We start from the raw sequence: 13,459 nt of genomic DNA, 5'->3' as shown, positions 1-13,459 counted from the left end.
AACACCCTAAAACGAAATCAACAACACGAGTAACTTTGTCCAAAAGAGAAACAAAGCGAACAACTGTACTAGCACATGCATGCACTACTTTTCACAAACTTAACATCATGTTGGCAACAAGCAACACTAAAGGAGTGATTCAATGAACCGTATGCAAAGAACACCCACCTTCCTCGGCCTATCGCTTTTACTCATATCTTCACTTTTCGGACCAAACACCGATGAAGGACAAACAGCAACAAACATTGAAAATGACGAATCATCCTTACTATTTTTAGAGAATGTCCCCCAAGTATCACTGACACAGCATGGTGATGACCAAACCGTTGACTTAACACCACTTCGGCTCACAGAAGGCGGAGGATTTGAAGAAGCAAGCATCGGACTAAGTTGGCAATCTTCCAATCAATCCGTCGCCACCATTGGAGACAATGGAGACATTCAACTCACTGGTAACCCTGGTGACACGACGATTACCGTCTCCGACGACAAAAACGCTGATGAAATCAAGCTCGAAGTAGACAATAACGCCAAACTAGACATCATCCAAGAAGACGGCAATTACGATGTAATCAAACGAGCGATCGACGAACTCACACTAGAAGAGCGGATCGGGCAAATGATGATGCCTGACTACCGAACGTGGGAGAACGAAAACGTCACAGAGATGCTTCCTGAAATCGAAGAACAACTCAAAAAGTATCATATCGGTGGCGTTATTTTATTTGCCGAAAACACGGTCGAAACCGAACAAACGGCTGAACTCGTTTACGATTACAAACAAGCTGCTGAAAAATTCGGCATGCTCGTCACCATTGACCAAGAAGGTGGCATTGTCACTCGCCTACAAGAAGGAACGGACATGCCCGGAAATATGGCTGTTGGGGCAACCCGCGACGAGGATTATGCCTTTGAAGCCGGCAAAGTCATCGGCGCTGAACTCGATGCCCTCGGTATAAATATGAACTTAGGACCCGTTGTTGACGTGAACAATAACCCCGATAACCCAGTCATCGGCGTTCGTTCTTTCGCCGAACAACCAGAACTCGTCGGCGAGCTCGGCACCGCTTATACAAAAGGCATGCAAGAACAAGGGATTGCAGGAATCGCCAAACACTTCCCAGGACACGGAGATACCGATATCGATTCCCATATCGGATTACCAGAAGTCCCCCATGATCGTGACCGCCTCTTTGATGTCGAGCTCACCCCTTTCCAAAAAGCAATGGACGAAGGGCTCGACGCGATCATGACTTCACACGTGACCTTTCCTAAAATCGACGACACAACAGTCATCTCTGAAAAAGACGGATCCGAAATCTCCCTACCCGCAACATTATCAGAAGACGTGCTCACAGGCCTCGTCCGCGAAGATATGGACTACGACGGCGTGATTATGACAGACGCCCTCAATATGGATGCCATCGCTGAACACTTTGACCCCGTCGAGGCAGCAATTCGCACCATCAACGCCGGCACAGATATCGTCTTAATGCCCGTCGGTTTACCAGACGTGTTTGCAGGCATTCATGAAGCCGTAAAAACCGGCGACATTACCGAAGAACGAATCAACGAAGCCGTCGAACGCGTGTTGACACTTAAACTAAATCGCGGCATCCTTAAGCAAGAAGAAGCCGAAGACCTTGGGAAAAGAAAACAAGTTGCGGAGCGGACGACCGGTTCTCTTAAACATATACACACAGAACAGGAGATTGCTGACGCCTCTATTACACTCGTTAAAAATGACGATGATGCACTACCCATCTCTTCTAACAAAAAAGAGCATTTGACAGTCATCGGGGAAGCATTCAGTGCTGAGCTTGCTAAAGCAATTGAGGACGAGCATGATGGAACGGTTTCACATATCCTGTTAGACAAAAAGCAGGATCGGCTGACGGCGGAGGAGCAGGCGCTCATAGGTAGAAGTGATCATATTGTGATTGGGTCGCATAGTGTCGATTTTGAGGGGCGCTCACCGAATCATCCGCACATGCAAGTGTACCAGCAAGTGACTGCAGGTGCTGATGTACCTGTAACAGGCGTTGGCATCCGCAACCCATATGATGTGATGGCGTATCCGGATGTCGATGCGTACATTGCGCAATACGGATTCCGGGAAGCGAGTTTTATCGCCACAGCGAAAACATTGTTTGCTGAGAATAACCCAACAGGTAAGTTGCCTGTGACGATTTACGATGAAAATGACAACGTGTTGTTCCCATATGGACACGGACTTAGCTATGATGAGGAAAACAAAGTCGATACACAGATGGTAAAATATAGTGAAATGAAGTCGCTTATTCGTCGTAACTTCACAATTTTCCTTCACGAAGCGATCCAACAATAAGATTTAAAAAAACCGTCCGGCTACCCGGGCGGTTTTCGTTCATGAGATTAATTTCGTTTATCAAAAAACACACCATCGACTGTACCTTGGTCGTAAGGATTTGTATACTTGTTCCCCGTCGTACGACGTTGCTTCGTGCGATTGTAATCACTGCGAATCGCAAAACGCATTTCGTTCATCCGCTTGTCTATCTCTTGATTCAAGCGATACACTTCCTCAACGTAACGATGGTCGCGCTCCGTCTCTGGGCGGGCTTCGCCTTCACGCGCCTGCTCCAACCGCTTCCCACGGCGATCCAACAGCTTGTGCATCCGCTCCAAATAACGTTCACGCTCTTCCATATCATCCGGCAATGGCTCACTCAAATGGTTATATAACTTTTTCGTCGCCATGTATAACCTCTTAATCAACACATCTGCCTCAAGATTGACCGTGCTGACGTTTTCTCTCACTTTGAATCACTTCTTTCCAAGTATCCCGAAACTGCGTCACATACTTCTCCGCCTCATCAAGCGCCTCAAGACTATTATGCACATTCGCCTGCACAAGCTGATGCTTAATATAATCATACAAACGAAGCATATTTCTCGTCGTCTCATCCTCCACCTTTAACGTCACCATCAACTCCGAAATAATGTTCTGTGCCTTCTTCAAATTCTCATTTTTCAACTGAACATCCTTGCCCTCAATCCCTTGGCGCCCCTGCTTAATAAACTTCAAACAACCATTATAAAGCATCAATGTCAACTGCCCCGGCGAAGCCGTCTGCGCCGCATTTTGCCGATACACATCCTGCCCTGCCATCGGTCCCATCGAATATTGATTCATTGCCATCAACCTTCACCTTCCTATATCCATCATTTTTCCTATTACAAGGGTACCACGTAAACTTTAAACCTGTACCCCTGTTTTTTTAAGAAAAGACATTTTCCACGCTATTACTACACTACGTTTACATCTTCCACTCTATCTACATACCGAACATTTGACTAAACAGCATGTTCGATTGTTGCTGCGCTTGTGCCATTGCTTGTTCCATTGCACCAAATTGGCTCCAGTAACGATCCTCAACTTGCGATAGTCGGCGCTCGGCCTGTTCAATTCGATCTTCTAAGTTATTCATTTGTCTTCCTAAAGCGAACTGATGGTCTTGCGAGCGACCACGCATTCCGCCAGCTCGTAGCGACAAGTTTTCAATACCCGCATCGAGCGTTTCACGGAGTCGAACAGCGACCCCTTTTTCTGCATTGGTATCACCGTTTGCCGCAAAAACTTGATGCACACTAGACGGATCTTTTTCAATCGCTTCACGAAGGGCATCTTCATTAATCTCTAACTTCCCACGCTCTAAATAATCTCTTGTCGTCGTGATCCCGATCGAAGCTAAACTATTAAACTCACTACCTTCACTGTCTATAAGAGTATACAAGTCGACACGCATCTGAACCATCGTACTGCGAATGGTTGAGTCGTTTCTCAACATTCCGCTCATCGCTTTTTCTTCCCACAGATCAATCTCTCGCTCAGACATCGCATGTCTTTGTTCATCAGTAAGCGGTGGATAATCACGGTAGCGTTCTTCTTGCAAACGACCGTTCACATCATCGAGAATTTCATTGTAACGCTCGACAAATCCTTCGATCGTCTCGAAGATGCTGTCCGTATCGACATCACTTTCTAAACGGACGGAAGCCTCGTCTCTAGAAAATGTTTCGTGTAACGTTAAAGACATATCTCCAAGGTCAAAACTGTTGCTTGGTCGTTCTGTCTCTAGCCCATTAACGGTGAAGCGCGCATTTTGAGCACCTTGTAAACCGTCATATGTAAGTCGGCCGGCATCATCTGTTCGCGCAACGACTTGTCCATCAACAACGATTTCTTTGTTCGTAACCACTTCACCATCTTCATTAGAAAGCACACCAGCATAAGCACCACCTGATTCTTCCGCTAGTGAGCGATCAAAAGTGACACCCTCAAGATCCTCGTTATCTCTGTCGTCAGCAAATGCCCAATCAAGTTTAGTCCCGGAACCATCTCGGATAACGAACTCGCCATCCTCTTCATGGATGTCGGCGTGCTGAAGACCGAGCAAATCTTCAAACAATTCACCTTCGAATTGAATGTCTTCTCCTGCACCATGAAAAGTACCCGTTTCTGTTCGTGTGACAGATAATCGGTCCGAGTATGGGTCATAAAAAGACTGTACCCCTAACTCTGATTCATTTAAGCGTTCGATGATATCGTCTAACGTATCATCAGCCGATACAATCATTTGTTCCGTTTGTGGGTCTCCATTTTCAGCAAATGTCGTGACGCGACCTGCAAGATACTGTTCTTTATATTCTACAGTGACTTGTTGATCGGTTTCTTCAGCTAAAATGAGCTCGCCGCTTTCTAGGTCAACGAACACTTCACCTTCTTTAAGTGTATGAGTAGGGTCTGTTACAACCTTAAGTGGGTCTTCACCCTCCACTTTCACTTCGATACTATCTTCACTAATGTTACCGCGCGAAAGTTCAAATTCGCTACGGGGTTCTCCTGCATCGAACGCTTCAACCGCTTTTTGCTGTATTCCCTCGATATGGACCGATTGATCAGCACTGATGTCGCGCGCAAATGTCAGTTGCAGTTCGCCATCATCAGAAATGTGTGCATAAACTTGTTCGTCGTTTAGATCGGTGTCGTCAGTTACAACTTGAAACGACTCTTCACCGACCGTAATATCAAGCTTATTAAGGTCTTTTTCATTCCAATGATCGCCACTGACATCGACTATATTTTCCCCTTCACCTTGAACCGTTTCACGGTGAATGATTCCTTCCTTCCAAACATCTGATGAAACCTCAGAATGTAACGCCTCGGATGGGTCGAGCGAAGAACCATCTGTCAGCGTTTTGTTACTAAAAGTAGAAGCTTCTTGTGCTAACTGTTCGACCTCATTGACCGTATAATTCATATTCGAATGCGCGCCCCGCACTTCGGCTGTGACACGATTGTCATCGGACGACTCGACCGACTGAACAGTCATATTTGAAGTCCTCATGACCGTATCAAACAGTTCCGTTCGAAACGCATCAAATTCTGTATTCACTTCACGGTACGCCTCTACTTGCCATTCCCTAGTCATCACTTGTTGTTCCAGTTTATCAATCGGTTGGCGCTCTACTTGCATGAGCTCCTTTACCATATGATCAATATCCATGCCTGAAACCATCCCCGCTACTCTCATCCCAGGTCACTCCTCTTTCCAATATTCAGTTGTCATTGTATTTGATTTTGTTATGTATATTTAATATCGGCTCTTAGTAGAGAAATGTTTAGTCTTTTATGGAGAGGTGTCACACTTTTAAAAAGGGAAACGGCAAGGGACAAAAGCCGCAAAAAAGGCCCATTAGTTCGTTAACTAAGGGACCCCTCTCGTACGTTCACCATGTCGTTTTTTATTAAAGTTTTCAAGATCGATGTATGATTTGTACAATCTAGTTTCTTTTTAACCACGTTTAAATATCGATAAATCGTCGGCGGAGATAAAAAAATCGTTTTTGCCATTTCCTCGACGTTCTTTCCTTCCAGGAGTTGGTCCATGATTAAAGCTTCTTGTTCTGTAAAGTATTGTTCAACCTTTTCTTTATTTAACATCAATTTTCTTTCTTCTTTTTCATCCTCTAAATTTCGAATAATTGACCGCGTAAAAGACGACGAGTGTTGAAGTTCTCCTTTGAAAATCATATGGAGCTCAGTCATATGATCGTCCAAACAATAGGAAAAAGTATCGTGCGAAAGGATCTTATCAATTAAACTTTCATTTAGCTTCGAATAAACAATCAGGATATTTTCTTCCGTTTGCGTAGGTACATCATCTTCTTCGAAATAGATGATCAAGTGATTACTATAATTTCTTTTTATCGATGATATTTCCTCTAACATCGCCTCTTTTTTAGTTTTTACCGCTACTGTGCTCATCTTGATGCTCCTATTCTATTTTTTAAGTCTTTCGTTTTATGTATTTTGAACAGGTGTGCAGCCTATTAACTTATGAATGGGTAAGGGACGACTAAACAAAAACCCTTGAACAAAATGACATTTTTGTTTTTGTAGAAAAGCCAATTGCTCGTTCGTTTCAACACCTTCAATTAAAACTTCAAGTTCTAAATGCTGAATCAAATTTATCATTTTGTTTAATATCTTTTTTATGCCACCGTCTTCATGAACATTTTGAATGAACGATTTATCGATTTTAACAATATCAATCGGTAATTTCATAAGGTAACCAAGTGATGAATATTTTTCGCCAAAATCATCTAATGCAATTTTGACACCAAGCTTCTTCAATTGCTCTAATTTCTCAACCGAAGAGTCAATCCACTCCATCACGACTGTTTCAGTAATTTCTAAGACGAGAAATTTCGGATCGATGCCTGTTTCGGTTAGAATCGTTTCAACCATTTCAACAAAATCATCTTGAGCAATTTGTCGAGGAGACAAGTTCACACTAATTGGCAAACAATACCCTTCTGTCTCTTGCATCTTTTTCATTTCCTGACAAGCTTCAAGCAATATCCATTTTCCTAGAGGAATAATGAGACCATTTTCTTCAGCGATAGGGATAAATTTGTTCGGTGGTACAAATCCCCAGTCAGAATGTTGCCAGCGGATAAGTGCTTCTAACCCTTTCGTTTTTCCAGTTCGGGTATCGATTTGTGGCTGGTAATATAAGGTGAATGGACGTTCAGTTTCTCTGTTGTTAATCGCATGATAAAGATGGCGCTCGACATTCATCCTTTCACTCACTTGCTCGTACATTTGCGAGTGAAAGAGCATCGCTTTTTGGTTGTGATGCTTAGCATGGTAGAGAGCAATGTTGGCATATTGAATGAGCGTATCGATTTCAGTGGTATCATCTGGAAACACACTCGCTCCAATCGTCGGTTGCAGGTAAATTTCGACGTCATTTTTTTCAACATAAAAAGGGGTTTGAAAAAGTTCACCATAATATTGCATAAGAGGTGGTACATCTTCTTTTTGGGATACCGTACTTACAACGACAAATTCATCTGCTGATATTCGATAAATCGTCTCTTCCTTACCGGTATAATTAGTTAAACGTTGGGCAACTTGCTTTAAGATCACATCTCCATACGCATGACCATATGTATCATTTAATAATTTAAACCGGTTCAAATCTAAATATAAAAGAGAGAATTTAGGATTCGTTGTATTAGCAACATAAGACTGTAAAGATTGTAGCAAAGACTTTCGATTCGGTAGGAAAGTCACTTCATCTTCATAAACCACTTTGTTAAAAGCTTCTTTATATCGTTTTCGATCTTGTACTTCAAGTTTGTCTAGTAACCGAATCAGATGGTTTTCTTCTTCCGTTAACATTGATGTCTCGCCCCTTATGAAAGTGATCGAAATAGGTAAAATACTAAAAGTTTCATATATAAAACTTCTTTTTACCAATAAAAAAAGCTAATCTGCACCGAGAATAGCCAAAAAACATACACGTGTATCTACTTTGGCAACCAGGCGATCATAGTTTTCTTGAAAACCGTAGACCCTAGGCTTTGCGTCCTACCCTTTCGAATAGTTTGCCGTTATCATTATAGTGATTTTATATTAGATATATTCAAACTATAAAACAAAATCAGACAATTTTCAACATTATACCTATGTTGTTTATTTAAGTATTTGTTGGTTGGATTTTTTTTTAAGTTACCATCGCTCGATCTCGTTAAATTATCCTTTTAATGCGCTTTTTTATTTATTTTACACAAGTTTTACGCTACTTGCACAATTTCGACAAAAGTTTATATAATTATCGGATCTTTGTGAACCCTGTCGGATCCCTAACTTCAGCATAAACTCATTAAAAAAAGAAGGAGCCCCTTTTTATTTGAGAAGGCCCCTTCTATTCAATGTAAGATTATAGTTTGAAATTCCGTACTGCTTGTTGAAGGTCTTCAGCCATATCAGATAGTGTGCTCGCTGATGCTGCCACTTCTTCCATTGACGCATTTTGCTCTTCAGCAGATGCTGCGACATTTTGCGTATGACTCGACGTATTTTTGACCGCCTCTGTCATGTCTTCAACGGTGGACACCATCGTATTGGCACTCTCCGTCATTTGTTCAGTTGCTGAAGTTACTTCTTCAACTTGTGCTGTTACATTTGAAACCGAACTGACAATGTCCTTGAAGGTCGTCTCAGCTTGCTGAGCTCCTTGAATACCTTCTTGAACCGAAACTTGCCCCTCTTCGATCGACTTGACTGATTTTTCGATGTCTGTTTGTATATCTTGAATGACGTCGTTAATTTGTTGCGCAGATTGACTTGATTGCTCAGCTAACTTACGTACCTCCTCAGCAACAACAGCAAAACCCTTTCCGTGTTCCCCTGCTCGCGCTGCTTCAATTGCTGCATTTAATGCGAGAAGGTTTGTTTGATCAGAGACATCTGTAATAAGCGAGACAATATCACCGATCTTTTCAGATTTTTCACCGAGCTGTTGAACGAGTTGCGCCGAAGCACTCGTTTTTCCATGGATGGTATCCATTTGCTGCATACTTTGGTTAATAACCTTTGTTCCTTCTTCTGCTTTTTTCGAAGTGTCACGTGCTGATTGATGAACAGATTGTATATTTTCAGAAACATGGCCTAAACCAGAAGATATATCACTAACGACCCCTTGTACATCATCTGATTTCTTTGATTGTTCGTCCGTGCTTGTCGCAACCTCTTGAATCGAATCTGTAATTTGCTCGGTTGCTTTCGTTGTTTCATCGGAACTTGCAGTTAGCTGTTGGGATGATGCCGCTACTTGCTCAGATGTTTCGACAACTTGTTGGATGAGTTGTTGCAAATTCGATTTCATCGCGTTAAATCCTTGCACAAGTTGGCCGATCTCATCATGAGACTGGTCTTCAACCGTTGTCGATAAATCCCCTTCTCCTGCTTTCATTAACGCTTCATTTACGTTTTGTAAACGAGCGCTCATTCTTCTTGTCATCCACACCATTGTCGTCCCTACAAGTGCAATCATGATCAAGAGAACGACGGCGACAGACGACATCATCGATGATACCGTATCATTGATTTCCTCTTGAGATGCACCGACGAAAATCATACCAATTACTTCATCGTCGGCGTTATGTATCGGTGTATAAGCAGTTTGCATATCTGTCCCGAGGATATCGATCTCACCAGCTAATTCCTCTCCTTGACCGAGGACGACCTCCACTGTTTCTCCTTCAGCTTCTACACCAAGAGACCGCTCACCGTCAATGATGAGATTCGTTGTTACTGGTTGTTTATTTTTAAAGATCGTCACGAGTCCATCGGTATTATTGCCAATTTCATCGATGATCTCAAAATCACCACTAATTCTCGTCTCTCCTTTATACAATTCGCCACCTTCAATATGCCACTCTCCAGAATCATAATCTTCTAGCATATAGTTCGCGACATGGATATCACTCGTCACTTTATCCGCTACAGATTGTTCAACACCTTCTGTCACTTGGTTGTACACAACCCAACCGACAATAATGACAAAAATGAGAAAAGATAAAAAAATCACAACATTTAACTTCGTACCTATTTTCCATTGATTAAAAAATGAGAGCATTTACTTTCTCCTTCCTGTATCATTCATGAAGTTGATGATTACTGAAATCGCTTGCAACAAACCATTATTTTCGTTCATTGTTACAGTGAACAAAGAGACCTCACAATAACGATCATGCAAGTTCTCACTTTTCAGAATTGTTATTTAATCCCAAGTCCCTATTAACATACTACTTCTACACATCGACATATTATAACATCATATTCCGTTTTACGACACACGTCGTCAATTGCTGCATGCTCAGATTTTTAATACGTGACTAATTCATTGAAAATTGTATGATTTATGGCTTTTTATATAATATTATGATTGAAGGTAAAGGCGGAATCATGATAAATTAAGTAGTTGGTTGGACTATCGTACAGATACTTTTATGAAAGGGTTGTTGACGAGTGAGTAACGAGAATAATGAACCAAAAACAGAAGATATTGCAGAAATTGATGAAGTCGTTGAGAGTGGTGGTATTGAATTTAAGGTGATCAACGTACTGGAACGATCCGTCGTCGTTGAAGTGATGGATGAAAAATTGAAAAAGAAAATGGAACAAACTGAAACACCGATTCGCACTGTATTAGCGCACGGAGAGTACATTCGCATCAATAAATAAGACGGTCCCCTCTTTAGTAATAAAGAGGGACCGCCACCACTCAAAGCAAGTATCCTATTTTATAAACCTCTTCGCTTCTTCTGCCGAAACAGGCGGGCTAAAATAAAAGCCTTGCGTCTCCTGGCAATTTTCCGACAGTAAACGATTCAGCTGTTCTTCATTTTCTACCCCTTCACTTACAGTGTTGATTTTCAATTGTTGAGCGAGCAACATCAGCGATTTTACTATCGCACGACTCTGGTTGGAATGGGTCACATCACTCACGAAAGAGCGGTCGATTTTAATCGTGTTAATCGCACACGTTTTCAAATGCTTCATCGATGAGTAGCCTGTCCCAAAATCATCAATAGAAATGCTTACACCCAATTCTCGTAATGCTTGCAAAGTGTCCATGATGTCCTGCTCACTTTCCATAAGTACTGTCTCCGTCACTTCTAAATCTAAACATTGCGGATCAATTCCCGTTTCTTCAATCACGTCTTTGACTGTTTGAATAAAAGTCTGCCGCTGTTGTAATTGACGCACAGACACATTGACAGACATTCTAATCCGTGAATCCTCTTTTTCGTGCCATTCTTTTAACTGTAAACAAGCGGTTTTTAATACCCACTCACCTAACGGAATAATGAGCCCAGTTTCCTCGGCTAACGGAATAAATTCAGCTGGCGATATGATACCTTGTTGTTCATGATGCCAGCGTACAAGCGCTTCAAATCCAACCGTTTCACCGCTTTTCACATTAATAATCGGTTGATACTGTAATATAAACTCTTCATTTGCCAATGCTTTTCGGATATTATCATCCAATATTACGCGCTTCAGCGTATCTTCTTCCATAGAATGATCGTAAACAATAAGATTATCTTTACCCCGATCTTTAATGTAATACATCGCCGTATCTGCTTTTTTCGTGAGCGTATTTACGGTCTCGTCCTCTCCTCCTCGATACATCGACACTCCTATACTTACTGACAAGTGAAAAGTGACTTCTTCTAATACAAACGGTTTTTTGATCGCTGCAATTAAAGACTCCCCAATACTCACCGCTTCTTCTTCAGTGACGTTAGGTAACATCACCATAAATTCGTCTCCACCAACACGCGCGATTGTATGATCATCTTTTAAACAAGCTTTAAATCGTTCTCCTGCTTCTATAAGCAATTGATCACCGACATCATGGCCCATTGTATCATTGACCGGTTTAAAACCATCTAAGTCCTTGAATAAAACAGCTAACGACTTGCCTTCTTTTTGCGTATACTTCATCGCTTGAGATAGTCGGTCATTAAACAAACTTCGGTTCGGTAAATCAGTCACTTGATCATAATAGGCCATCTCATGAATTCTTTTTTCATATTTCTTATTTTCACTTATATCTTTTCCGACACCGTAAATCCCTACAATTTCACCATTTTCATATATCGGCACATTCTTCATGTTAAACGTAAGACGTTGATTGTATTTATTAAAAAGCGTGCATTCATAATGTTGAGGTACGCCTTTTTTCACTTCTTCAAAGTGGTTGAGCGATTTCGGTAAATCCTCAACAGAAATGAGAGACTGAAACGATAACTGTTTCAATTCTTCATCTGTATACCCTGTAAGTTTTTGGACACTCTCGTTTCCGCCTAAATAATTACCAGCTAAGTCCATCGCAAAAATTGCATCTGAATTATACTCATATAACGAACGGTATCGTTGCTCACTCTTTTGAAGTTGCTTTTCTAATCGCCTTTCTTTTGTAACATCCTTAGCCATTCCATAGACACCGACAAATTCTCCATCAACAATGATCGGGACATTCGTCACAGATAAACGCATTTGTTCACCGTGTTTATTGATCACTTCAATTTCGTACATTTGTGTAGAACCTTGTTTCGCTAGCGAAAAGTGTGATTCTGTTTTTTCTATATCTTCTGGAACAATGAATGGATGAAAGGTTTTATTCAAGAGCTCCTCTTCTGAAAAACCTAACATTCTTTGGGCGCCTGGGTTCACTTCTATAAATTTGCCGTCGTTATCGATCGAAAATATCGCATCACTATTGTTTAAAAAGAGCGAAGCATATTTTTCTTCACTCTTCTTTAAAGCAACGAACTGATTTTCCCTCTCCGTCACATCACGTGTGATGGCCATAATATATTGCACTTCACCTTGTTCATTGAAGATCGGTGACAACGTCGTTTCAGCAATCATTCCGTTTCTTTCATAAACAAACCGCGATGATTGCTTTGATAAAACGACTGTTTTGTATTTTTTTATCATATCTACCGACTCTCGTTCAGGTAGCACATCTTCAATCCTTTTATTCATCACATCGCTAGTAAAACCCGCTAATTGATGCGCCTTCGTATCAGCCACGACATACGTAAATGTGCTTTCGTCATGCACTTCCAATACAAATACTGCTTCATCCAAATGATTAATAAATTGATTAAAAAAGAATGTGTGATCTATCGATAATTTTTCATCCATTTATGATCCCTCTCACATCTTAGGTGATATTGATGTCACCTTATATCATTCCCCAGTTCCCCAGTCGTTTAGAGAAACAAATTCTTTTACGCGAATGAATTTCATAATAGATGATGTAAAGATCATTCCCGAACAGCGATTGTGATTTCCACTGCAGGCGGACACTTTCCCAAGGGCTTGTCTTCAGCTAAATTCAGCTCCACAAACCGTCGCTGAATTGGATCCTCAGACTGCGCTTCTCCTTTGAGTCGCCGTCTTTCGTTTCAATCACTCGTTCAAAAACGAACGTTAACCTTCGTGATGACTGATTACATTCCTGATGTTTGTTAAAATCCTTCATTATGAATTGGCTCACGTATATAAATATTCTTCCTCTAAAAAAAGACAGTCAAACTGATATTT

The 13,459-nt window shown here is 41.4% G+C and carries 9 protein-coding genes and 1 riboswitch; of the genes, 2 read left to right on the top strand and 7 right to left on the bottom strand.

All coding sequences use genetic code 11. The annotated features are described in order from the left end of the window. Positions 1-142: 142 nt before the first annotated feature. The gene (locus tag HNQ41_RS07815) at positions 143-2,347 is read left to right on the top strand and encodes a glycoside hydrolase family 3 protein (RefSeq protein WP_246421549.1); all 2,205 of its coding nucleotides are present in this window, start codon (positions 143-145) and stop codon (positions 2,345-2,347) included. 47 nt (positions 2,348-2,394) lie between these two features. Here HNQ41_RS07815 and fliT read toward each other — a convergent pair whose 3' ends face one another. The 6 genes from fliT to HNQ41_RS07785 form a co-directional block, all read right to left on the bottom strand. Continuing rightward, the gene (gene fliT / locus HNQ41_RS07810) at positions 2,395-2,760 is read right to left on the bottom strand and encodes a flagellar protein FliT (protein ID WP_484600384.1); all 366 of its coding nucleotides are present in this window, start codon (positions 2,758-2,760) and stop codon (positions 2,395-2,397) included. Between the two features lie 7 nt (positions 2,761-2,767). Beyond that, on the bottom strand, positions 2,768-3,181 hold the full coding sequence (gene fliS, locus HNQ41_RS07805; protein WP_184663856.1) for a flagellar export chaperone FliS: 414 nt from the start codon (positions 3,179-3,181) through the stop codon (positions 2,768-2,770). A 136-nt stretch (positions 3,182-3,317) separates the two neighbouring features. Further along, a complete protein-coding gene (fliD, locus tag HNQ41_RS07800) occupies positions 3,318-5,576 on the bottom strand; it encodes a flagellar filament capping protein FliD (RefSeq protein ID WP_184663855.1) in 2,259 nt (752 codons plus the stop codon). 170 nt (positions 5,577-5,746) lie between these two features. After that, positions 5,747-6,310 carry a helix-turn-helix transcriptional regulator gene (locus HNQ41_RS07795; RefSeq protein WP_184663854.1) on the bottom strand — a complete coding sequence of 188 codons (564 nt, stop codon included), beginning with the start codon at positions 6,308-6,310 and terminating at the stop codon, positions 5,747-5,749. A 36-nt stretch (positions 6,311-6,346) separates the two neighbouring features. Beyond that, positions 6,347-7,732 carry a putative bifunctional diguanylate cyclase/phosphodiesterase gene (locus tag HNQ41_RS07790; protein WP_184663853.1) on the bottom strand — a complete coding sequence of 462 codons (1,386 nt, stop codon included), beginning with the start codon at positions 7,730-7,732 and terminating at the stop codon, positions 6,347-6,349. Between the two features lie 132 nt (positions 7,733-7,864). Beyond that, a riboswitch (cyclic di-GMP riboswitch) is annotated at positions 7,865-7,953 on the bottom strand. Between the two features lie 320 nt (positions 7,954-8,273). Further along, the gene (locus HNQ41_RS07785) at positions 8,274-9,974 is read right to left on the bottom strand and encodes a methyl-accepting chemotaxis protein (protein WP_184663852.1); all 1,701 of its coding nucleotides are present in this window, start codon (positions 9,972-9,974) and stop codon (positions 8,274-8,276) included. Positions 9,975-10,366: 392 nt separating this feature from the next. Here HNQ41_RS07785 and HNQ41_RS07780 point away from each other — a divergent pair, with 392 nt between their 5' ends. Next, the gene (locus HNQ41_RS07780; RefSeq protein WP_184663851.1) at positions 10,367-10,582 is read left to right on the top strand and encodes a hypothetical protein; all 216 of its coding nucleotides are present in this window, start codon (positions 10,367-10,369) and stop codon (positions 10,580-10,582) included. A gap of 54 nt (positions 10,583-10,636) precedes the next feature. Here HNQ41_RS07780 and HNQ41_RS07775 read toward each other — a convergent pair whose 3' ends face one another. After that, the gene (locus HNQ41_RS07775) at positions 10,637-13,057 is read right to left on the bottom strand and encodes a bifunctional diguanylate cyclase/phosphodiesterase (protein WP_184663850.1); all 2,421 of its coding nucleotides are present in this window, start codon (positions 13,055-13,057) and stop codon (positions 10,637-10,639) included. Positions 13,058-13,459: the final 402 nt, after the last annotated feature.

The sequence above is a fragment of the Texcoconibacillus texcoconensis genome (assembly GCF_014202575.1).
Taxonomy (GTDB): Bacteria; Bacillota; Bacilli; order Bacillales; family Salisediminibacteriaceae; genus Texcoconibacillus; species Texcoconibacillus texcoconensis.
The sequence above is the reverse complement of the archived record's forward strand: the minus strand, read 5'-3'. Positions and strand labels throughout refer to the sequence as shown.

Excerpts from the sequence above, each read along its gene's own strand:
- HNQ41_RS07815 (WP_246421549.1), top strand. The coding sequence starts at position 143 with ATGAACCGTATGCAAAGAACACCCACCTTCCTCGGCCTATCGCTTTTA.
- fliS (WP_184663856.1), bottom strand. The coding sequence starts at position 3,181 with ATGGCAATGAATCAATATTCGATGGGACCGATGGCAGGGCAGGATGTG.
- fliD (WP_184663855.1), bottom strand. The coding sequence starts at position 5,576 with ATGAGAGTAGCGGGGATGGTTTCAGGCATGGATATTGATCATATGGTA.
- HNQ41_RS07795 (WP_184663854.1), bottom strand. The coding sequence starts at position 6,310 with ATGAGCACAGTAGCGGTAAAAACTAAAAAAGAGGCGATGTTAGAGGAA.
- HNQ41_RS07790 (WP_184663853.1), bottom strand. The coding sequence starts at position 7,732 with ATGTTAACGGAAGAAGAAAACCATCTGATTCGGTTACTAGACAAACTT.
- HNQ41_RS07785 (WP_184663852.1), bottom strand. The coding sequence starts at position 9,974 with ATGCTCTCATTTTTTAATCAATGGAAAATAGGTACGAAGTTAAATGTT.
- HNQ41_RS07775 (WP_184663850.1), bottom strand. The coding sequence starts at position 13,057 with ATGGATGAAAAATTATCGATAGATCACACATTCTTTTTTAATCAATTT.